Source organism: Spirochaetota bacterium (assembly GCA_040756435.1).
Taxonomy (GTDB): Bacteria; Spirochaetota; UBA4802; order UBA4802; family UB4802; genus UBA4802.
In genome coordinates this window covers 57,803-80,145 of record JBFLZD010000008.1, presented here as the reverse complement: position 1 = coordinate 80,145, position 22,343 = coordinate 57,803, and the positions used below count along the sequence as shown (strand labels likewise).

The 22,343-nt window shown below is 33.5% G+C and carries 19 protein-coding genes and 1 tRNA gene; 14 read left to right on the top strand and 6 right to left on the bottom strand.

What is annotated here, in order from left to right:
• On the top strand, positions 1-485 hold a 485-nt coding region (locus AB1444_04065; protein MEW6525826.1), incomplete at its 5' end, for a transposase.
• Positions 486-489: 4 nt separating this feature from the next.
• Here the strand turns inward: AB1444_04065 and AB1444_04060 are convergent.
• On the bottom strand, positions 490-1,188 hold the full coding sequence (locus AB1444_04060; GenBank protein ID MEW6525825.1) for a hypothetical protein: 699 nt from the start codon (positions 1,186-1,188) through the stop codon (positions 490-492).
• A gap of 86 nt (positions 1,189-1,274) precedes the next feature.
• On the opposite strand from AB1444_04060, the gene AB1444_04055 reads away from it, so the two are divergent.
• Both AB1444_04055 and AB1444_04050 read left to right on the top strand, forming a co-directional pair.
• Positions 1,275-1,976, top strand: coding sequence for a hypothetical protein (locus AB1444_04055; protein ID MEW6525824.1), 702 nt, complete (start codon positions 1,275-1,277; stop codon positions 1,974-1,976).
• A 7-nt stretch (positions 1,977-1,983) separates the two neighbouring features.
• Positions 1,984-3,357, top strand: coding sequence for a hypothetical protein (locus AB1444_04050; GenBank protein MEW6525823.1), 1,374 nt, complete (start codon positions 1,984-1,986; stop codon positions 3,355-3,357).
• Between the two features lie 72 nt (positions 3,358-3,429).
• Here AB1444_04050 and AB1444_04045 read toward each other — a convergent pair whose 3' ends face one another.
• The 4 genes from AB1444_04045 to AB1444_04030 form a co-directional block, all read right to left on the bottom strand.
• On the bottom strand, positions 3,430-4,347 hold the full coding sequence (locus tag AB1444_04045; GenBank protein ID MEW6525822.1) for a helix-turn-helix transcriptional regulator: 918 nt from the start codon (positions 4,345-4,347) through the stop codon (positions 3,430-3,432).
• 998 nt (positions 4,348-5,345) lie between these two features.
• The gene (gene ccsA, locus AB1444_04040) at positions 5,346-5,957 is read right to left on the bottom strand and encodes a cytochrome c biogenesis protein CcsA (protein ID MEW6525821.1); all 612 of its coding nucleotides are present in this window, start codon (positions 5,955-5,957) and stop codon (positions 5,346-5,348) included.
• Positions 5,958-6,107: 150 nt separating this feature from the next.
• Positions 6,108-7,169, bottom strand: coding sequence for a hypothetical protein (locus AB1444_04035; GenBank protein ID MEW6525820.1), 1,062 nt, complete (start codon positions 7,167-7,169; stop codon positions 6,108-6,110).
• 109 nt (positions 7,170-7,278) lie between these two features.
• Entirely contained in the window at positions 7,279-9,705 is a 2,427-nt protein-coding gene (locus tag AB1444_04030; GenBank protein ID MEW6525819.1) for a TonB-dependent receptor plug domain-containing protein, read from the bottom strand.
• A 213-nt stretch (positions 9,706-9,918) separates the two neighbouring features.
• Between AB1444_04030 and AB1444_04025 the strand changes: the two genes are divergently transcribed.
• The 3 genes from AB1444_04025 (at position 9,919) to AB1444_04015 (ending at position 12,339) form a co-directional block, all read left to right on the top strand.
• Complete coding sequence (locus AB1444_04025; GenBank protein MEW6525818.1) at positions 9,919-10,350, top strand: SoxR reducing system RseC family protein; 432 nt, start codon at positions 9,919-9,921, stop codon at positions 10,348-10,350.
• 256 nt (positions 10,351-10,606) lie between these two features.
• Positions 10,607-11,095: a transcription elongation factor GreA gene (gene greA, locus AB1444_04020; GenBank protein MEW6525817.1), complete on the top strand. Its 489-nt coding sequence runs from the start codon at positions 10,607-10,609 to the stop codon at positions 11,093-11,095.
• Positions 11,096-11,115: 20 nt separating this feature from the next.
• Complete coding sequence (locus tag AB1444_04015) at positions 11,116-12,339, top strand: DUF1015 family protein (protein ID MEW6525816.1); 1,224 nt, start codon at positions 11,116-11,118, stop codon at positions 12,337-12,339.
• 6 nt (positions 12,340-12,345) lie between these two features.
• Here the strand turns inward: AB1444_04015 and AB1444_04010 are convergent.
• Positions 12,346-12,418, bottom strand: a tRNA-Ala gene (locus AB1444_04010).
• Positions 12,419-12,872: 454 nt separating this feature from the next.
• Here AB1444_04010 and AB1444_04005 point away from each other — a divergent pair.
• The 8 genes from AB1444_04005 (at position 12,873) to AB1444_03970 (ending at position 22,326) form a co-directional block, all read left to right on the top strand.
• Positions 12,873-13,193 carry a hypothetical protein gene (locus AB1444_04005; protein MEW6525815.1) on the top strand — a complete coding sequence of 107 codons (321 nt, stop codon included), beginning with the start codon at positions 12,873-12,875 and terminating at the stop codon, positions 13,191-13,193.
• A gap of 40 nt (positions 13,194-13,233) precedes the next feature.
• Complete coding sequence (locus AB1444_04000; protein ID MEW6525814.1) at positions 13,234-14,586, top strand: tetratricopeptide repeat protein; 1,353 nt, start codon at positions 13,234-13,236, stop codon at positions 14,584-14,586.
• 121 nt (positions 14,587-14,707) lie between these two features.
• Positions 14,708-16,405, top strand: a complete 1,698-nt coding sequence (locus AB1444_03995; GenBank protein MEW6525813.1) for a hypothetical protein — start codon at positions 14,708-14,710, stop codon at positions 16,403-16,405.
• Positions 16,406-16,852, top strand: a complete 447-nt coding sequence (locus tag AB1444_03990) for a hypothetical protein (GenBank protein ID MEW6525812.1) — start codon at positions 16,406-16,408, stop codon at positions 16,850-16,852.
• 329 nt (positions 16,853-17,181) lie between these two features.
• Complete coding sequence (locus AB1444_03985; protein ID MEW6525811.1) at positions 17,182-17,520, top strand: STAS domain-containing protein; 339 nt, start codon at positions 17,182-17,184, stop codon at positions 17,518-17,520.
• Positions 17,521-17,639: 119 nt separating this feature from the next.
• Complete coding sequence (locus AB1444_03980) at positions 17,640-19,790, top strand: hypothetical protein (GenBank protein MEW6525810.1); 2,151 nt, start codon at positions 17,640-17,642, stop codon at positions 19,788-19,790.
• Positions 19,791-19,852: 62 nt separating this feature from the next.
• Positions 19,853-21,397 (top strand): tetratricopeptide repeat protein, encoded by a 1,545-nt coding sequence (locus tag AB1444_03975; protein ID MEW6525809.1) that lies wholly within the window; start codon positions 19,853-19,855, stop codon positions 21,395-21,397.
• On the top strand, positions 21,397-22,326 hold the full coding sequence (locus tag AB1444_03970; protein MEW6525808.1) for a ParB/RepB/Spo0J family partition protein: 930 nt from the start codon (positions 21,397-21,399) through the stop codon (positions 22,324-22,326). The genes AB1444_03975 and AB1444_03970 overlap by 1 nt, the downstream gene beginning before the upstream one ends.
• Positions 22,327-22,343: the final 17 nt, after the last annotated feature.

Here is a 22,343-nt window from a genome sequence, read left to right as displayed (position 1 = left end):
CTATCAAAGCACTATTTGAATACTGCATCATGCTGGCACAGGCAAAATATCCTTTTGAACTTATCAATTATCAGATTATGGATAATCATATTCATTTGCTTATAAGAACTGTGGAAGGTGGTGCTACGATATCCCGTATAGTGCAGTATATTAAGTCGAGGTTTGCACAACGGTTTAATACGATGATGCAGCGCACGGGCCCTGTATGGAATGAGCGTTTCAAGGATAGCATTGTGGAATTTGCGGACAATCCTCGAATATATTTACTCAACTTACTATGGTATTTTGCCAACAATCCGGTGCGTGCAGGCAAGGTGAAAAGCCCTTTTGAAAGCTACTTTGGTGGGTCAAAGGCTTATTTTGACAGTAACTATCGCCCCAGTATAAAGATTACCCTGCATCAGTATTTTTTAGAGTTGGGAGATACACTGGAAGAGTGTATTGCCTGTTTCCTTGCATACTACAACGGTGAGTTGTGGCTGTGATATGCTATGGTGTAATTTTGTCATTTCTATGTATTGTAGAATTAATTTCACTTTTTATAGTATAATATTTTATGCAATAATAAACGCCTGCTGTAATGCCAATAACACCTGAAGTTATGGCTACTGCTGAAATAATAGTGGTAACAATACCAAAATTAGTTAGATAATACACTGCTACACCTGTACCAAGAGAAATAGTTCCGCTTGATGAAAAGAATAGGGCATTATAGCCATTGTGCAGTTTATTCTGCCGACTCTGACTTAAATAGTAAATAATGTTGGTTTTATCTAAAGAATCTACTGGATTCTGCAGTGTAGTATCCACAATAAAGGTGCCTTTCACTGGATACGTTTTATGATGATAATAGCGCTTAGATTCAGGTTTGTTGTTATGTAAAAGTTTTACTGTATAAGTGTATGAATCAGGGGTCAGAGCAATTGGAAGCTGTACAATGCAATAGATCCCGTCAATTATTTCTGGATACAGGGTATATTCATTGCTCTGACCCTGTGAGTTGGTGATGGTTACCATAACCACAAAAGGCTTATTGCTGGTATTATATATATCGCACCATATAATGTAAGGCTGTGTGTTTGACACTACACCTGCTGGATACTGCAATGGCTGGGCTATTGAATTAATCTGAGCATAAGAATATGTAAAGCACGTTGCAAGCATTATAATACTTATTATCAATCGCATAGGTTTACCTTGACAAGTGTGATAGTATACTCTACAGTGTCAGAGCAATCAAATTATGCAACCATAAAATTAATAGAGTTAAGCCTATGAAACGCACAATTTATATCATATGCCTGTTATTTTCAATTCAATCCTCTGCAGATACTATTGATTGCATAATACACAATTTTGCTGTGGAAAGCATTGATGCCACCATTGTACAGGTCATAGCTGAAACAGGAAAACCAACCATTCGTTATGAAGGCAGATACAGAGCACATAAACAGAATATGCGTATAGATTACAGCAAACCTTTCCCCCAAATTGTAATTGTAAAAGAAGGAAATCTAGAGTGGTACTATCCCCAATCAAAAGAGTTATGGGTAATGCAGAATGTAAGTGCTCCTGTTACTCATCCTTTTGCTCAATTTATTGCTTTCAAGGATAGAATCGTTATTAAAAGTAAAGAAAAGACATACTACGGTTTTTTTAAAAGGGCATATCGGTATATTCTTGAGGATAGTATAACGAAAACTATAATTGAGTTGATAGTTGATGCGCAAAAAGGCTACCCTGTAAAAAAAATTATCAGTACTGCAAACAATGTTGAGATTATGCGTGAACAGTATGAAGATTATAACTATATACATAATATATGGTTCCCCACTACAGTGGAAGTTATTGCACGAACTCACACCGGCACCACGCGCAACGTAACCCGCTATTATAATGTGCACCTTAATGTAAAAGTGCCGCCTGATATTTTTACCCTGCAATTACCCAAAGGTGTTACTGTAAAACACATGTGAGGATACTGTGAAAAAATTTTCTTTTCTGCTTTTGTTTATTTTTTATTCCACCATGTGTATGGCAAAGGTTATTGTTACTGGCTTAACTATCCCCTTGGACATTTCTGAAATTGAAAATCAAATAGTTATATCAGAACAGCAGGCAAAAGCATTATCAATAGCTTTAACCAACAAACTTCATGATGCAGGATACACCACAAGCTATGTAAACCGTTATCACTTAGAGGGCGATAGTTGCTATCTGTATGTGGTTGAGTCACACATTGCAGATATACAGGTTACAGCCGATTCAGATGTTAAAGAAGCTATCGTGCAGGATTTACAGAAACTACTGGGGGCAGTATATAACAGGAAAACAGTTCATGCATTGTTAGTGCAGCTAAAAGAAAAATATATACTGGATTCAATACAGGTAAATGTGACTAATTTTAAGGGAGGAGATGATGTTAGTCTGATTGTAGGTGTCAGAGCTAAGAGGCTGGTCTTTGCATTTGAAGTTAACACACTTCCTATCTATGGAATAACTCCTTCAATGACGCTATCACTGCCACTTTACAGAGCCGTTTTAATTGGTCAGGGGCAGGTAGGTGTCAATGAAGAAAGAGTTGCGTTAAAAAAAGGTGTGCTTGAATACATGAGCTATTCAGCAACGATTGCATGGCATGTGGGCTTGCTTGCATCGCAGGAATATGCAATATGGGAGCGCTATGGTGCTGATTATACAGTAACTATCGCCAAACCGTATGCTGGTATAGGGATATTGCGAAACACTGGTGTTTTTGATATTTCAGCATTTCTTTATGGGGTTGCAACATACTATGGGGTGTCAGAGCAACAATCAATGCCACTTCATGATACGTACAAAGATGCAGGTCTACAACTCAGTGTTCGTGCAAATGGCCATTCCATTGCAAAAAAAAATAAAGCTTTGAATGCAACACTGTTTGCAGGTCTATCACAGGATGAATATGTGCTCATGTCACGTGCTTCACTATATATACCATTACAGGTTACATCCCGCCTGTATGTGATACCTTCTGGTTATAGCTTTTATACAAATTCACATAACAGGATATATGCAGAATATGTGTTCGATAGTTACCTGTTAGGGTATTCTAAGCGATATACTGCAACGCAGTCACGGCATATAGCTAAACTTGCATTAATGTATGAAGTGTTCTATGAATTTGTGTACTTTGAAATTTTTGGTTCATCGGGTATCTATAAATCAGAATATTTTAGATGGGATACAGCATCAAGCTATGGCGCTGGTGCAGATGTTTATTATAATACAATACTATTTACCATTGGATGTGCCTGGAATACTGATGAAAAATTTAGTGAGTATTATATCTATTCAGGCGTAAAAGCTAGCTGGTAATGCTAAAGTATGGAATAGTTTTTTTATAGAGTAACAATAAAATTGTTATTATTAATGGTGATATGATTCTTTTCACGCTGTTACGTAAATAATCTCGCCAGAATTAAAAAAATTGTAATTACCAATTGATTTTATTTTGTTAATAAATGACTGATTGTGTAGCAGTTTTATAAGCGACTGAATTGTTTGATTGAAAAAAATATCTTTAGATATTATCATATCAAAGCTTTCAACAGTTAAAGGGATAAAAGGTAATTTAAAGAAATTTGCAATAGCAACAGAGGCTACTCCACAGTTAGCTTCGCCTGATTGTATTGCCAACCCTATTTCAATATGAGAATATTTCACATTTGTATATCCTTTAATGTGCTTCGGGTTGATGGCATATCTAGTCATATATAGATCAATCAATTGACGTATACCTGAACCTTCTTGACGATTTATAAACACTACTTCAGGTTGAGTAATTGAACTAAAATCTTTAATGATATGTTTTAAACTATGATTAATGATAAGACCTATTTCTCTATCAAACATGTGCATAACCACTAGTTCTCTATTGGTACATAATTTTCTTACAAATGGAATGTTATAGCTTTCAGTTTCAGCATCATAGAGATGTGACCACGCAATATCTACAAGGCCATTATTCAATAAAGTTAACCCAGTGTAACTTCCTGTAGAAGTGCTAAAGATATACGACATTGGGTGATTCTGCTTTATTTGATTAAGAAAAATATCTAATACCGGATCATTGCTGCCTGCAGCTAGTATGCTTTCACCTGTTTGTTTGACTTTATTTACAATAAGTTTTATTTGTTCCGTAGAATGGCGCACAATCCATTCATCTATAAGTTGCTTGGGAAAAAGCCATTTGCCAGTAATTTTTGTACATGGAATTTTGTTTTCCTTTATCAAAAGGTATACCTGTTTTTCATGAATGTCTAAATACTCGGCTACCTCCTTTGTATTCATCATTTCTTTAGGCATAGATGTGCTCCTATAAAATGTAAAAAAAAATTATTAGCAAATAAAGATACTATAAATCCACCAGATAGATACTGTCTATATCTGTGAAAAAGCTTTATCAATTTAAATGTGTAAATAATATATTGTTCTAAAAACATGATAGTAGAGCATATTAAATGAAAATCAAGCAAAATTAAGTAGAAGTGATGAATTATTTATAATTGTGTTTGTTGAAATTGAAAAAATAGAAAATGAGCATAAAGACGATAATGAATAAGAATGAATATATCCATAGTGTATAGCCATAATCTTTTTTTATAAGAATACTATACCGGGATGTTATTGCAGAATTCATTCCGCTATTAGAAGTATCAACAATAAGTTGGTTATTTTTTTTATTTGGAATTAAAAAAAACAAATGACCTTTATATAATGCAGGATTGAGGGCCGAAAATACTATTTCTTTTTTACTATCACTACTAGGTAACAGTGTTATGGAAATATCCTTAATAGTATTTTTCCATGTTGAATTTATGGGATAATATTGAATTTGTATGGTTTTTAAACACATTTTTTCGGAATAGAACTGAATACATTTTTCTTTGTTTATAGTAAATGTACATATAGTACTGAATTGTAATGAGATAAAATGTGAAATTAATATAACAATACTCATTAGATGGACTATAGCTATGATATATTTTCCCACTAATTGCTTGTTTGAAAGTGTATTGTTATTTTTTATAATTAATATTAATTTTTCAATGGTACAAAAAAACATATTGCATATAATACATGGTATAATAATACATAATCCTAAAATCCACCATGTTCTATAAAAATCAACTATTATGGCATTTTGTAACCATTGCAGAATGGGACTATTATCAAGCGTGACATAGAATTTAAAGTATGTGTTTGCATAAATAAAACCACACAATAAAAAAAATGAAAGCATTGCAAGTAGCCAGAATGTGGTATGCAGACTACATAATATATTCCACATTTTGTTCATGGTGTTAGCCACCTATTCGTTGTATTGTGTATTCATGCATATATGAGCACAGATAAAAAATAAATGTTATTAATGAACATAGTAATGCATATAGTAATTTTCTCTTATTGTTGAAATATGGTATATATTTAAGGTGAATGAAATTTATATACATTGTCCAAATAAAAGCACTTTGCAAATGCCGTGGACTCCATTTAAAAAGAGTTCCCCATCCATAATAACACCATGTTGCACCAGCAAATTGTGCGATACTATACATAATAAATCCATAAATAATGCAAAGTTTGGCAAAATAAAAATAATTATTTTCATTGTTATTGTTTAAAAGATAGAGTAGGGAATAACACCCACTTATATAAAAAAGGCCTATGCCAAATGATTCTGTAGCGAAGAAGATATATGCTAAAACGTGTGATTTATGAGGTTCAGGCAATATAATGCCTTTGGGATACCATAAGGCTATCAGACCTGTAAGGACGAGTACAGCTGTTGCATATAAAATCATGTGATTTTTATATAAATAAAAAAATATAATTAGAGTAAATCCTATTGCCCATGGAGTAAAAAATACACTATCAAAGACTCCCTGTAAAACAGGGTAGCCGCTGATACTCATCCTGTGAAAAAGGTATACGGTATTACAAACACATCCAGTAATAAGTAATACAAATGATAAATATGTCTTGGTAATAACTATTGCTATAAAAGAAGCAGTATATATTAAAACGGTTATGTAAATCAAAATGTGTATAGAAACGTTCATATATTATTTAAAAAGTAAAATATGCGATAGTCCCCACACACATCTATCAACAAAGAAATCATCAGTGCTAGCCAGCATATAATTCCCTTGTGCTGGTTTCCCATTTATGTGTGTTGCAATTAGAAGTTTATTCCCACTATCATGCTCAAATATTTCTTGATATGAAAATACACAACGATATCCATCACACCCAACAAATAAAAACCATGCATCATGGGGAATAGGAGAAAAATTTTTAACAAGAAAATATTTTAGATTAAATCCTTTTGCATTAGATATGCCTTTATATCCTCTGCCATGACCAACCTGTATCCAGTTGGATACTGCCTGTGGCTGTACATGTAAAAAGTCAGCAGTATGCGGTTTTCCCTGTGAAATACATACAACACGTGTTGCCAAACAACTTTTCCCTTTTTTTGTTTCTGGTAATAACGAATCATCATAGTTTGGCAATAAAAGATTAATTTCAATAACATCATCAAGGTAGCGGGTAGTATCTATATCACACGCGATAACTAACTTTAGGCCTTTAATATCTTTTTTGTATAGATTTTTTGTATATGAGTCACCTTCCTTTGCTGGTTGTATTGGTTCACGCTTATATGCCAATATGTAGTTAAACATATTTTTCGACATAACCAGCTCTCCATAGCTGCATTTTGATATTTTGCCTTTACGTGATTTAAACTGAACAATTATATCATGAGGGCCATCAAATGCAGCATCAGCAGGCTTTTTTATTTTTATCCCATCAAGTATATTTATAATTGGGATCCCATGATACCTATATGCACCCAGATATGTTCCTTCGTCTGAAATTTCTCTGGTAAAAAGATAAGAAGAAGCCAATGCCTCCAGTTCCCTGTTATTAAAGGTATAAACTTTTGTAGTACATCCTTTAACGGTTAGAGTTATATTATCAGGTATTGGTGCTACAATAGCTTTTGGTGTTGCTCCAGTTACAGCTATGATATTCTGGGGATTATTACCGAGATGAGTAAAAGTAATATATACAACTAATGCTAGTATAAGAATATATGGTATAAACGTTTTATATTTTTTCATGTTATCAATCCTTCTATACATGTTTTTTACAAAGTACGTACAGGAACAGTGCCAGCGCTCCTCCCTGTACGTATTATAGTGAGATACTTATATACAGCTACTATCCGTATTATAACTCAGCATTGAGTCCAGCATAGAACATTCGTCCTGGGCCAGGATTAAATGGATCAGCCGCATAATCGTCTAAAATATTTTTACATGTTACATACAGGGAATAATGTGTTAAAAATTTTTGCTGGAGTTTAATATTAAGCATTATCGGATTATGTAAATGCACTGTATTATATGCATCAGCACTGAATGATGTTGTGGTAAAATCATACGAGGTATTTGCAACATACACAATCTGGTCGGCAGTATAGGTTCCCCAGAAAACGAAGTCAGTTTTAGTTGGCAAACCTATCATTAGTTGAATAAGGAACTGATGTGTGGGTATACCTTCAACTCTTTTACCATAAGTAAGACTTGATACTTCATCATTTTGGGCATGGGTAAACACATAATTTAAAGTACATTGTATTGAAATACTTTTTAATGATGTTTCATAGGTAAGTGTGCTTTCAATACCCTGTGCAGTTATACCCTCAATGTTGTCATATTTTTCATATGCACTATCAGGATCATATACCCGTGCTATTTTGTTTTTCACCTTTGTAATAAAATAATCATTTCTAAATGATAATGCATTGTCCCACAGTATAATTTCAAAACCAGTGTTGCTATTGTATATGGTTTCGGGTTTAATCTGGTATTCTTCATTGTTATCAAGTATATCCTGACCGATATCTTTATACTGTGATAAGTTAGGAAACATGGTTTTTATACCACATGCAAGCCTGATTTTAAGTAAGTCAGGGATTGCTTCATACATGGCTGCCATAACAGGATTAAATGAGTCATATGTTCCCCAGATATATGCTGTATTTTCCATTTTGGGGTATGAAGTTAATGAATCGGTATTTTTATCATAAGCACGTACTGTAGATAGATTTTGTGCATCATATGAAGCACCAACAGATAAAAAGAGCATTCCGGCACCAGTATTGATATCCCATTGATCTTCAATAGCTACTGTTACATATTCAGCATTCATATCCTGCACTTTGTATTCATTGGTTCCAAGCGTAAGTGCAAGAGCTGATGTAGCATCAAGGGCTTTTTCATATTTGTCATGTTGTTCTTTACGATAGTGGATGGAACCATAAATAGTATTGTTTTTGAATAGTGTGTACTGAGGCATGATATATATGCCATATGCTGTTTCTTCAAATATAGATTGGGCGTTACCGGTATAATTAGTTGAATTAGGAAACATCTGTGCAATATCATAATTTTGATTAAAATATCCTTCCAGATTATTTCTTTGCTTGATATAAAATGTATTTATCCTGATTTTAAAATCTTTATATGAAGTAGCGAAGTATGGCGATACATTGAGTCGCCAGTCTTCCGGCCAATAGAAGGCTCTGTTACTGAAAATGTCCCTCCATGATTTGCCGCTGGAATCTATATAATCGCGTGTATAAGCAGGTAGTGACCACTCATTATTTTCCTCATCAAAATAGGGGAGAGAATTGTTCTGAAATGTATTGGAATACATTTCATTATAATAATAGTGTGCGGAAATTCCTAATTCTGTTTTATCATTTATGGAATACCCAATTTTACCTGCAATAGTATGCTTGGTATATTCAGTGTTGTTCCACTTCCCGGTATCGTTTAAGTAATTGTCTACTGCCTCTAAATCAATATCACTAAATAATGGATGTACTATAGAACCAGATTGATCAGCAAGGTCATATGTAACGAGTTTATCAAACCACTCCCGCCTTTTAGTTGTGGTTAATTTCTTTGATATTTCATAACCGTCGGAATATTGTCGTGAAGCGGCAATCCATGTGTAGAAATTCCCTATTGGTATACCAGTTTCACCCCCAATAAAATAGTTAGTATATTCTCCATATTCAACCTTTGCCTTTGCGTACAGTTCCTGGGGCTTTTTGGTTATTATATTGATTGAGCCTGCACTGCCCAAAGAACCATACAGGGCAGAGGATACACCTCGGTTGATTATGATGCGTTCAACATTTGAAACCGGGATCATTGATATATCAATATTATTGCCTCCGTAATATGGATCAATAACTGGAACACCATCTATAAGAATTGCTACATATTGATGATCAAGGCCTCTCATAGAAAGACCGGAAAATCCTTTTGCTGTTTGTTCAATCTTTACACCAGGTACCATCTGCAAAGAATCGGCAAGGGCTTTATCATTACGTATGTCAATGTCCTTACTGCTTATTTCAGTATTGGTTGTGGCTTTCTCAATATTAGGAATCCTTGTTTCGGTGATAACTATCTCCCCAAGGTGAAATGCTTCATATTTTTGCTGTGTACCGAGTTGATTATTATCTATTTCTTTATTTTGCATTGTGGAGGGAGTATCTGGAGTTTTCTCCTGGGCTAAACCGGTACTGACTAATGAACAAATAATAAATAATTTCAAGAGATTTCTATACATATTCTTCATAAATTACCTCATTCCACGCTGATATTCTATTTACGCCGTGTGAATTGACATTGAAAATACTCTATAATAATTGTCAATAATTAATTGTAATAATAAGTAATATAATGTAAATATTAGTAGTTATATGTAATTATTGTAAATGATAAATTGGCATTGATTTTAAAACTTTTCTGAAGTTTGTGGTATATTTTAAATATAGTATAGGAAGGTATTATGTCAGCAGAATGTGGTATAGTCATAAAAGTTAAGGGTAACTATGTGATAGTTGAAGCTGATGCAGTTTCTTTTTGCTCTTCATGCAGCAACCACGAGTGTACCATGCGGCAATCAAAAGGGCGACAGCTTATGATAGAAAATACCATGGGCGCTAAAGCAGGTGACAGGGTGTTCTTTGTCATTCCATCAAAAGGGCTTGTACTTTCATCGGTTGTGCTTTATGGGATACCTATTGTTTTTCTCATTGCTGGGATACTACTGGGGTCACTTATACCATTACCTGTTTTCCATGATAAAGAAATTTCAGGTATGGTTACTGGAATTATTTTTTTATCTATTTCTTTTATGGTAATGCGATTTGCGTCAAAACAAATTGTAAAGCATAATCAAATAACACCAGTAATGGTTAAAGTAGAAAAATTGTTGTAAAAAGTTGTAGACATACACTATATAGCATTGCAACACATGCAATGTACTTTTAAAATTTTGGCGATAGTTACTGAAGATTGATCAATACCGTGAAGCAACAGTATATAAATTTATCATTATAAGAATATGTACATATGCGTGTGCTTGATTGGAGCACAACCTGTGATACTATAGATATGATTGTGATACGGTTATTTATAAAAATGAAAATTTGTATGTTCATGGCTAAAAATTCTATTTTTAAGGAGTTAGCACTATGCCGGTAAATATTGAAGACAAGAAAAAGCAGATAAAAGAGGAAATAGAAAAACTGCAGTATGAAATGAAAATTGAATTGCCGCAGAGGATAGCCGAAGCGCGTGCAAAAGGCGACCTGAAAGAAAATGCTGAATATCATGCTGCACGTGAAAGACAGTCCTTTGTCCAGGCGCGTATTGCATATTTAAGCAAGCAACTGAGCTTGATGGATAGTATAGACATCTCATCACTAGAGCAGGGTAAGGTAGAATTTGGTTCAGTGGTTACGGTACGTAATTTAGATACTAATGAGATTGTTGAGTTTACTATCGTCACGCCAAATGAGGTTGATGCTTCGGCAGGAAAGATTTCTCTGTCATCCCCTATTGGAAGAGCATTGCACAAAAAGACGGTAGGTGATGAGGTAATAGTACAGATACCTGCGGGCACCAAGCGTTTCAGAATAGAAAAACTTGTAACCATTCATGGTGAAGAACTAACGCTTTAAATATCAAAAAGGAAATATGCATGGCTATTATAACCGAGTTTATTGCATTACGACCCAATAAAGAATTTGTATCAAAGGTGGCTGAGTTACCTTATGATGTCGTAAATACTGAAGAGGCAAGGTCGCTGGCACAGGGAAATCCGTTAAGCTTTTTTCGTGTTACCAGGCCCGAGATAGATTTGCCTGTAGAACACAATCCGTATGCGGAGGATGTTTATAGAAAGGGTAAGGAAAATTTACAAAAGTTTATCAGTGATGGTGTGCTTACCTTAGATGATGCAGCATACCTGTATCTTTATACATTAACAATGGGTAACCACATACAGACTGGCGTTGTGGCTGGAGTTTCTATTGATGATTATAGTAACGGTGTGGTAAAAAAGCATGAGTTAACCCGTGAAGATAAAGAAATTGATCGGATGAACCATATAAATATTATAGGGGCACAGACCGGGCTTGTATATCTTTTTTATAAAAATAATGATGCTCTGCAAAAGCTAATGAATGAATCCATCCAATCACCTGTTCTGTATGACTTTGTTGCTACGGATGGTGTGCAACATACTGTCAGAAGAATTGAAGATAACCTATTGGCTGCAAAGATAAAAGAAGCATTACAGCCTCTAGTCCTGTATATTGCAGATGGACATCATCGTGCTGCATCAGCTGTCAGAGTGGGATTGGAGCGCAGAAAAAGTGGATATTCAGGAAATGAGGCATTTAATTATTTTGTGGCTACGATTTTCCCACATTCAGAGTTACAAATATTACCTTATAATCGTGTCGTTAGAGATTTCAACAATCACGACTTCAGGTCATTTATGAATGAACTTTCCCAAATTTTTTCAGTTGAAAAAAGTGATAGTGGTATTGTGACCAAACCTCATGAAATAAGAATGTATTGCGATGGGCAATGGTTTGTACTGCACTATAAAAAAGAATTGCCTCAGAATGAGGTAGATAGGCTTGATGTTGCAATTTTGCAAAATGTTATATTGGCCCCTATTCTGGGTATTCTGGATCCACGAAGAGATTCCAGAATAGATTTTATTGGTGGTATTAATGCTGTTAATGAACTTATTGCCCTGGTTGACAGTGGCAAATTTAAAGTAGGGTTTTCTTTGTATCAAACTTCTATTGATGAGCTTATGGCTATTTCGGATAAAGGAGGGATTATGCCTCCAAAATCAACATGGTTTGAGCCTAAGTTGAGAGATGGTCTGCTTGTGCATGTTATTGGTTAAATGTTTTGGAGACGAGGGGAGTCGAACCCCTGACCTCTTGAATGCCATTCAAGCGCTCTCCCAACTGAGCTACGCCCCCTCTCTATTATAAAAAATAGGCATGTACACAAAATATAAGTGTGTTCGTAATAATCAAGCACAAAATTTTGTCAATAGTTTTTGGTATGATATATAATAATTTTTGATATACCTGGTTATTATCGCATAACTCATTACATAACAATTTTTAGACAAATATTTTAATAATGTATATCAATATCACAATGATATGAGGTATGCGTAAAGATTAAATTAATTTAAATTTTTAAGGAATAAATGGTATTTATTAAGGATTTATTCTTGCAAAAATGATAATCATTATAATAGTATAATATTATGGGCACCTATAAAAACTGCTTTCTTCCGAAATTATTTATATTATAGAAAGCGGTTTTATCTTATTATTTTGTGCCAACAAGGGAGCATCAGAAAAAACTGTTTCTTGAAGTTCCCTTATATGTTACTTTGAGGATATACTATTCTGAGGTTACAGTATGGGATCTGAAATTGAAAAATTGAAGAAGGAAAATCTGAGCTTAACTGAAGAGATAGCCGAATTACGGAAAATCATTCAGACATATGAAAATGTCTTGAAACTTAATGAGCAGGAACTATCGAACGCATATCAAATTATTGCAATGTATGAGAATATTGTTGAATATTCACGCTCTGAGTTAAAGCTTGCCACTGAAACAGCACAGGCACGGGAAAATGCGTCTCAGCTTAGTAGACTTGAATTGATGCAGGCGTTTGAAAAGATTAAACAGCTTGAAGAAGAAAACAAAAGGCTTAGAGCTCAAAAAGGAAATGCATAAGGTAAATGTATAATCCCAAAAAGGCAACAGGTTGCAGAGTATGCTGGTAACATATGCAATAATATTTTTATTTATAATTATTCTTGTTATTTTCATTCTGTATTTTGCAAATATTTATATTTTCCCCCGTAAGTTAGAAGAAATTCAACAACTCATTGAATCAGGTCAAACTAAAATAGCAATACGCAAGCTTAATGATATAATAGAAAAAGATGACCGAAACCACTATGCGCATTATCTTTTAGCATTGGCGTATGAAAAGGAAAATAATATTCAGTATGCTATTCTTGAGTACAGACAGGTATTGAAAATATCAAAATTTGATGATAAGGTTAATGAGATAGATATTCGGAAACGTCTGGCAAGTATATACAAAGCGCGTAATGCCATTGAAGAAGCAAAAAAAGAATACCTGCTTTTAACTAAATTAGACCCTGCAAACTATGAGCCTTTTTATGAGTTAGGCGTTATATTTTTCAATGCAGGCCAGCTTGAGAAAGCAGCACCCTATTTTAAAAAGAGTATAGCTAATAATAGTAAACATTCTCCAGCGTATTATTATCTGGGTCAGGTGTATTACCGGATGCAGAATTATGCAGATGCAAAACAGGCTTTCATAGAAGCTATTAAAATTGACCCCAATGATTATAAATCACATTATTTTTTGGGCCTGGTGTTGCGACAGCTGGGTGATTATGAATGGGCTATTAAGGAATTTGAGACAGCTCAAAAAAGTGATGAGATTAAAGTTAAATGTTTTCTTGCAAAAGGGACTTGCTTTTTAGAGCGTGAACAACTTCCTAAAGCTGTAGTGGAGTTTGAACGGGGGCTAAAATTTGCCAAAAGGGGCAGTGATACAGAATTAAATTTGCGGTATTTTTTAGCTGACGCTCAGGAAAAAATGCGTGACCTTCATTCGGCTATATCAAATTGGGAAAAAATTGTGGCTATTAATCCAACCTTCCGTGATGTTCAGGAAAAACTTAAAGCGTATGCTGAGTTCAGGCAGGATGATCGCATTAAGGATTTTATGATTGCTGGCCTTGCACAATTTGAGCACACGTGCCGTAAAATGGTGGAAGCAATGGGTTTAACAGTTATGGATGTTGATATAATCAGTGATACTGAAATAGAAATAATTGCAACCGATACTGAAGGGAAATGGCGAAATACACGCAGAACTAATAAAATTGTACGGATTCTTAGAACAACTGATGTGGTAAATGATAAATTATTACGAAAGCTCCATGAAAAACTAAAAGAAAAAAATGCAACACGTGTTATTATTATAACTGCAGGCGAGTTTACACAGAGTGCAATTGATTTTTCAAATGCACGTCCTATTGAATTATACGGGAAAAGTGATCTTTTACGTTTATTAAAAAAAACATAATTATATGATAAATAAAGATATTCTTATACTTAGACAAACTCCATTTTTCAAACATTTGATGGATGAGGAGTTGTCTGCATTGCTAAAAATAGTAAAACCCTTAGCTATCCCTCAAGGAGGCATGATAAACTGTGATTCCCATTCTTTATATATTGTCAAAAAAGGGGTTTTAGAAATTCAAAAACATGCTGAATCTATTTATATAACACCTCCATCCTTTTTTGGTGAATTACCTTTTTGTGAAAAGGGTTCAGGGATTGTAAGGGCAGTAAGTGATTCAATTGTCTATGAACTACAAGATACCGACCTGTATCAGTTTATGGGAAGTAACTTCAAGGCTTTACGGGGATATCTCAGGATAGCCGATTTTTATCGATTTTATTTAACTGATGCAGGCAAAAAACTAAATAGAAATAAAACTCAAATTATTACTGTTTTCAGTACTGAAAAACATTGTGGTAAAACCACTTTAGCAGTAACAGCAGCCACTTTATCGTCGTTTAATAAAAAAACCATTTTGTTAGATGCATCCTATGACGGCATTTCTGTTTTTGATATGTGTGGCAAACAATTATTGCCGCCTCTATCCCAAAAAAGCCCTGATGAAGTAACTGGCCAAAAATTTATTGAGCAAAGAATTGAAAAAGTATCCGAAACATTGGATATTCTCAACGTTGCTTTTGGTTCAAAGGTAAGATTAAATCCCGAAATTATCAACCCACTGTTATTCTATCTTTCTTTTGAATATTCGTATATTGTTATTGATTGCTCAAACAATGATGTTGCTCTCCGTGATACAATATTGCATAATACTGATATCGTGATTGAAATTATTAATAATAAATCCATATCAAAGCTTCAGACAATAAATGATTCATTGTTAACGCAGGGGCAGCAGGTCATATATATTGTTAACAAACATTTTGAAAAGACATTCAAAATTGATGATCCTCACAAAGATTTTAACACCATTTCCATTGAGTCTGATGAAACGGTTTTTCAGGCAATCCTGAGAACTAAATTACAACATGATGTCATTTTACGGGAAATTTTGTCTGATAAAAAAGCTCTGGTTCTTGCATCCGGGATGTATGAAACACTGTATTATGCAGGTATATTTGAAACACTGAGGGATTCTGACAATATTCCTGATATAATTTATACAGCTGGAATTCCCTATGTATTATTGATTGCATTTTTTCATTCAAGTTCATTAAAAGAATATAAAAAGTTACTATTGAGTTATTTTTCTGATGATAAATTGCATTCAATGCTTGATGTTTCATTTCCTGATAAATATCTATTTAAGAATGATCCTTTAAAATCTTTTTCATCCTCAGTATGTAATTCTCATAGGCTTGAATATTACAGTATTGTTCCTTATACAATACTTTATTCGCATAATTCACCAAGAATGTTTACTACTGGGGTTGTAGGTGATATTGTTGCAGCTTCAATTGCTTTCCTGCCGATGTTTGAAGCAGTGAGTATAAACAAGAAAGAATATTATTCATCATTTCCATTATATCCCACTATACCTGAAACGTTATTGCGTACACATATACAGCAAATATCGTTTATAGGTAACAATTCAATGTTCAATCCACTTTCCTTAAAAAGTAAAGTTTTAGGGATTTTTAGAAAATTTGTTGATTTTCTTCCTTATTACTATTTATATGCTTGCGATACTGGTGCGGTTTGTAATAAAGAGTTTTCTTTACAGATACCGGAGGTGACATCAATTAATGATCTTATTGAAAAAACATTTGCTAATAAAGAAAAATTTGATGATATCATGATAAAAATAGTAGGGGGATAAATGAGATCAAAAGCAACAAACATATTACAGTTTGGGGTTTTATTAACGGGAATTATATATATTGCTATTGGACTAATGTATGGATTCAGTCCAATTTTGTTTGCAAATATTTTTGGAATTGAAGTTAACCCTGATTGGTATAATTTAATTAAATATGATACTTTTACTTCGCCATTATATCATTTTTCACGAGTATTTGCATTAATGATGGCAGTTGCTGGATTAAGTATGATTCTTCCTTTGTTTGACCCCTTAAAATATCGTGGGATGATATACTATAATAGTATTCTTTTTCCTTTAGTATCAGCACCAGTTCTTCTTGTCAATGGTCTTGTCTATGAGCATCTCATATTGACAATATGTGGAGTATTATTGCTTGTATTACTGATCTTTGTTGGTTTTGGTTTAATGATAACACGAAGACAGGCTAAGATGGGGCAGGAATAGTATTTTATTATAAATTGCTTGCTTTTTTCCAATTTATAATACATAATATTGTATAAATTTATTAATACCTTTTATATGATAAGAACTTATTGTATTGGAGTCTGATTGCAGTTGTATATGTTAAAATTATATTATTATCAGTAATTGTTCGTTAAAAAATTTTTGTTACTAAGAGCATGTATCACTGTAGCTTTCAGGTGGGGTGCAGGAAATTTATTCTATTTTTATACAATTTGCTTTAAGGGTAATGAGTAGTTTTTTAAATTACAATCGTTTTTATTTTACAATAGAATTAAACCAGTACTTAATTTTATAATCAGGAGGGTATGATGAATCTTCAAACGAAGAAAGTTGGCAATGTTGTTGTAGTATATTTGCAGGGGCGTTTAGATGTGCATCTTTCCGCTGATATTGAGAAAGAAATAAATAAATTAATTAAGGATGAGCCAAATACTCATCTATTATTAAATCTTTCAGGTGTAGAATATATGAGCAGCAGTGGATTGAGAATATTTGTTTCCACTATGCGGATATTGAAAGAATCAAATCGAAAATTAAAGCTTTGTAATATGAATAGTGCTGTTAAGAAGATATTTGAAGTTGTTGAGCTTATGGATATGTTTGAAATATATGATACTGAAGAAGAAGCCATAGCTTCTTTTAAATAATGGTTATGTTGTTTCCTTTGATTAAGACTGAGGATCCTGAAAAAAATTCTCTTATAGACTTATTATCTGGAAATACAGAAAATAATCCTCTATCCATACCTTCGGAGATATCCGAAGGTATGAAGAATTTTACAATTTATCAAAAATATAATTATTTTGTATGGCCTTACTGGATATCTCGATACGTTAATACGGTTAATGAGCGAATACAATCTCTCCCCTTTTTTCTTTACAATAATCATTGCCGGACATGGTATACCATTAATAGCTTTTTAAGCAGTGGATCTATAAGAATTGACCCTTCGGGCATGGTCCATCCTGTATGGTCATCATGGTCTATAGAGTGCTGGATGTATGTCGATAATTCTTTAATACAATTTCATAATGATAACTATATTAAGCAGGAAATCGAAAATGGTGTGGTAAAGACTTCTTATATCCACCCAGATTTTACTTATAAACAATTAGTTTATATTACTCATACAAATATTGATGAAGCGGTTGTTGTTAATAATGTACATTATAAAAAGAAAAATAAGGCGTATTTTATTATAGCTGTACGGCCATATACAACTGAAAGATTATCGGGCCTGGAATCAATTGAACTTGTGAAAAATAATTTTGTACGAATAAATAATGAACACCATTGTGCTTTACTGATGAAGCCTGATTATATACTTACGGGCAATGAAATTACTGGTGATATTGATATTAAAAGAAAAGAAAATAAACATAAGGTTACCAGTAATGCTCACATGGCTACAATGGCTTTTGTTTATGATATAAGTAATAAAGAATATGAAATAGCTGTGCGGGTTGCGGTAAATAAAGAATCTAAAATTTCAGTTCCTAAAGTAATTATAAAATCAACACAAAATGAATATGCCAAATATATTGACCTCAGGATGAAGGAAGGGGTTGGAATAACAGTTGGGAAGAATAGTATAAATGAATGGGTAAATTTTTGCAAATTTTCTGCGCTGGTAGAAGCTGCAAATATTGATATAAATAATAAAAATCAAAAAGAGGATATTGCTCGTTATTATTTTACAATAATGGCATTGAATAGAATGGGCCATTTTCAACAGTCACTATCGATCATTAATTATATTGTAAAAAATATAAAAATTAAAGATGATTTAGAAAGCATACTGTCTGCTGCATATATATGTAATATGCTGGGGGATTATTACAGGATTGTTAAGGATACCTCTTTTTTGCAGAACAATTATCCAGTTTGCAAGCAGTACGCACAAAATATTTTACAATTTTGTAAAGAATTGAAAAACGTAAAAAAATATATTCTTCTTGATGATTCTGATAAAAATGCTATCCACCAAGTTTGGAATATTCCAATAATTATTTCAGCTCTGGAAAATTTAGCATTTATGTCTAGATCATTAGGGCTTTTTGGGGATGAAACAAAATTTTTAGCCGAAGCTAATAAACTTGAGGTGTCTGTGATAAATGTTTTATTTCATGTATCACAGGAAACGAGCAAAGAAGAAGAAAAGCTTATTGAATGGCTGCCGAAACATGGCAAACCATTGCGAAAGCAAAAAATATCAGTTAAAGAAAGCCTGGAATTTGCAAATAGTATTAATACATCCAATAACAGGATTCTACTGTATACATCATTTTTATACCCACATATAGTCCATATTTTACGGAAATATACAACACAAAGGATTATAGATCATATTATTAATGCAGGAAAAGGTTTGCCACTATATAATACAATTATTAGTGGTATTGATGTTATTAGTTCTTTGAATCTTGCAAATAGCATGCTATATGCTCATGATAAACGAGCTGTTGATATAATCCATGCTATTATCACACTATGCAAAAAACGAAAATTTATGCCTGATTTTCTTGATCCTGTATCTGGACATGCAATTATAAAAGAACCCATATCAACCGTTGCAGTATCATTATTGTTTCAGGCTATACGCAATCTATGCTTTATTGATCATCCGGAACGATTGGAATTATTCCCCGTTCCTGTTGAGGAATGGTTTTTAGATTCTCAAATTGTAATTACAAATGCACCTTCACGGTTTGGCAATATAAGTTTTGTATCAACTTCTACTTCCAATGAGTTTGTTATACAGTTTACTGATGTTCCCCGTTTTATCCCTCATGATATTTTAATAAATCTTCCATTTAAAGCAAAAATAAAGAAAGCTGATGACTTCATTATTAAATATGAAACAGAAAAATCATGGTGTATCAATGGCTGGCCTTCAGAAATCAGGTTTAAACGATAGTTCCAGTTATAACGATAATAGAGTAGATGATGGTTTTTAATAATTTTTAGAGTGGAAAAAAGATGATTACGTATATTCTGGTATCTTTGTTTATTATAAGTGCTTTCCTGTACTACCTTGTCTATATACGACCAAAGTTTAGCCCTTTATATAAAGCCCAACAGCTGGTTGCGCAAAATCAAATACATGATGCTATAGTTGAGTACAAAAAAGTAATTGATGAATATCCTGATGATTTTGTTGTCCACTATCGCATTGCTGACCTGTATTTAGCCTTAGGAGAGATTGACCAGGCAGTTATCCATTTTGAAAAGGTACTTGAAATAGGGAAATTCAATTATGAAGTTGACCAGCTTTCAGTACAAAAGAAATTGGCTAAATCATACTATATGCGGGATGAGATTGAAAAAGCATTTCAAACGTATATGGACATTCTTAAAAATTATCCTGCCGATATTGAATCCCTTTACCATATTGCGTTTATCTGTCTTGGTCAAGAAGAGTTTGATATAGCACAGCGTTATTTTGATAGACTGGTAAAGCTTAAGAATGACAATTATGAAATTCTTTTTGGAGCGGGTATATGTTATTACCAGAATATGCGTATACAGGATGCTATCGATAATTTTAAATTAGCAGTGCAGATAAAACCGCAATCAGAGATTGCCCAGATAGCTGCTGCATTTGCGTGTAATCGCAAACGTGATTATCGTCAGGCGTTAGGATATATTTCCAGGATTGCAGATACAGCCCAGGATCCTGATGTGCTGTATCTTGCAAAAAGATTTCAGGCCTTTATGTTGATGCGCCTGAAAAAGCATGATGAAGGAATAAAGCTATTTCAGGATTTACTGGATGTTGCACGAAAGAATGCAAATGATGATGCAGAACTTCTGGCATTATATGATCTGGGATATGCATATTTAAAAAATGAACAGACTTCTTTAGCATATGAAGCATGGAATGAGCTTTACCGAAGAGATAGAAACTATAGAAATATACAATATCTCGTAACACAATTGCGCAAGGAAATGGAGGTTGATAAATTCAGCAAAGAAGAATCGGTATCCGTTACAGAAACTATCACAACATGGATGGATGATGCATTTCCACAAAATTTATTATGGGAAATGTGTGGGTTAAAAAGTACAAAAAAATATAATTTAAAAGATATCGTTGTTACCACTAAAATAAGTTATGATGATGGAAAAACAGTCAGTGCTTCAGATGATGTCATGGACAGGTATATTTCATTAGACACTGAAAATTTCAGGATTATTTCCAACAGATTGGTGTCAAAAATGGGTTTTAAGGTTGATCAGATATTACAAACATATCGTGAAGCGGATGGTGTTGATTTTTTGGCAATTAATCCTGAAACAAGGGATAAAGTATTAGTCTGGGTCAGGCGGTGGGATAAAACAAATGTAGGTGAAATAACGTTACGAAATTTTGCACAGGCCATTAATGATATAAAAGCACAACAGGGTATATTTATTACAACTGCTGATCTTACTCAGGCAGCTAAAGAAAGCTTAAAGAAGCTCTCAAAAGTTACTGTTATATATCCAGAAGAGATTACAAAATTACTACGAGGGCTTATATAATGATTTGTCCTGAAAGTCATGTTGCATCAATACCTTTAGATGCAATTCAATGTAATAACAATTATTTTAAAATTTCAAGACCATTGTCCAGGGAACTGGTCAAATCAGTATTACACCATGGCATCATTGAGCCTGTGTTGCTCTTAAACTGGCAGGGAGGGTATATGCCTGTATATGGGCATAACAGGATTACAGCAGCGCAGGAAGCAGGCATAAAAGACGTGCCGGCAAAGATTGTCACTGAATTACGCATGGATGATTTTTTACAGATAGTACGAGTGAAATTGTTTCACAATGCATTAGGGACTATTGGGAAAATTAAGAGTTTATATTTACTGTATGATTATTTTAATGCTGATAAAAAACAGATAATGGCAATAGCACAGGAACTATCGCTGCCTGCTTTGTTAACTGACTTTATGAATGTCAGATCAATACTTGAATTACCACTGGTCATCATTCAGTATATTGATTCCAGATCAATTTCTCCAAAATTTGTCATGCCTATGTTGCGGTTATCAAAAAGTTCAATAATTATACTGGAAAAAATTATTTCTCAATGTCAGCTCAGGGTAAATTATTTTAACAGCATAGTAGTTATGATTGAGGATATTTATAGAATGGGGAAGGATAAACTTCTTGGTGATAGTATAGAATTACTGCTAACAAAAGAAACTATAATAGATGATGATATCCATAATTGTATATATTCAATTCGCTACCCGGAGTATACAGAATATATGGGTTCTATTAATGAGATTAAGAAAAAACTTAATGCCTGTGGTATTAAAGTGGACGTACCTGCATATTTAGAGGGGGATAGTATTAACATTATTTTTGAGGTAAAAAAGAATAAGCCTTTGCATCCATTGCTCAAAAAAGATCAGGATGTTTTAAGATTGATTGAGTTACTTATAGGGTTGATATGAATATGAAAGTATTTTAA

What these genes read in the sequence shown, in the direction of transcription:
- AB1444_04000 (MEW6525814.1), top strand. Translation starts at nt 13,234, where the DNA reads ATGCTGGTAACATATGCAATAATATTTTTATTTATAATTATTCTTGTT.
- AB1444_03995 (MEW6525813.1), top strand. Translation starts at nt 14,708, where the DNA reads ATGATAAACTGTGATTCCCATTCTTTATATATTGTCAAAAAAGGGGTT.
- AB1444_03975 (MEW6525809.1), top strand. Translation starts at nt 19,853, where the DNA reads ATGATTACGTATATTCTGGTATCTTTGTTTATTATAAGTGCTTTCCTG.
- ccsA (MEW6525821.1), bottom strand. Translation starts at nt 5,957, where the DNA reads ATGAGTATCAGCGGCTACCCTGTTTTACAGGGAGTCTTTGATAGTGTA.
- AB1444_04060 (MEW6525825.1), bottom strand. Translation starts at nt 1,188, where the DNA reads ATGCGATTGATAATAAGTATTATAATGCTTGCAACGTGCTTTACATAT.
- AB1444_04055 (MEW6525824.1), top strand. Translation starts at nt 1,275, where the DNA reads ATGAAACGCACAATTTATATCATATGCCTGTTATTTTCAATTCAATCC.
- greA (MEW6525817.1), top strand. Translation starts at nt 10,607, where the DNA reads ATGCCGGTAAATATTGAAGACAAGAAAAAGCAGATAAAAGAGGAAATA.
- AB1444_03985 (MEW6525811.1), top strand. Translation starts at nt 17,182, where the DNA reads ATGAATCTTCAAACGAAGAAAGTTGGCAATGTTGTTGTAGTATATTTG.
- AB1444_04025 (MEW6525818.1), top strand. Translation starts at nt 9,919, where the DNA reads ATGTCAGCAGAATGTGGTATAGTCATAAAAGTTAAGGGTAACTATGTG.
- AB1444_04030 (MEW6525819.1), bottom strand. Translation starts at nt 9,705, where the DNA reads ATGAAGAATATGTATAGAAATCTCTTGAAATTATTTATTATTTGTTCA.
- AB1444_04045 (MEW6525822.1), bottom strand. Translation starts at nt 4,347, where the DNA reads ATGCCTAAAGAAATGATGAATACAAAGGAGGTAGCCGAGTATTTAGAC.
- AB1444_03980 (MEW6525810.1), top strand. Translation starts at nt 17,640, where the DNA reads ATGAAGAATTTTACAATTTATCAAAAATATAATTATTTTGTATGGCCT.
- AB1444_03990 (MEW6525812.1), top strand. Translation starts at nt 16,406, where the DNA reads ATGAGATCAAAAGCAACAAACATATTACAGTTTGGGGTTTTATTAACG.
- AB1444_03970 (MEW6525808.1), top strand. Translation starts at nt 21,397, where the DNA reads ATGATTTGTCCTGAAAGTCATGTTGCATCAATACCTTTAGATGCAATT.
- AB1444_04015 (MEW6525816.1), top strand. Translation starts at nt 11,116, where the DNA reads ATGGCTATTATAACCGAGTTTATTGCATTACGACCCAATAAAGAATTT.
- AB1444_04005 (MEW6525815.1), top strand. Translation starts at nt 12,873, where the DNA reads ATGGGATCTGAAATTGAAAAATTGAAGAAGGAAAATCTGAGCTTAACT.
- AB1444_04035 (MEW6525820.1), bottom strand. Translation starts at nt 7,169, where the DNA reads ATGAAAAAATATAAAACGTTTATACCATATATTCTTATACTAGCATTA.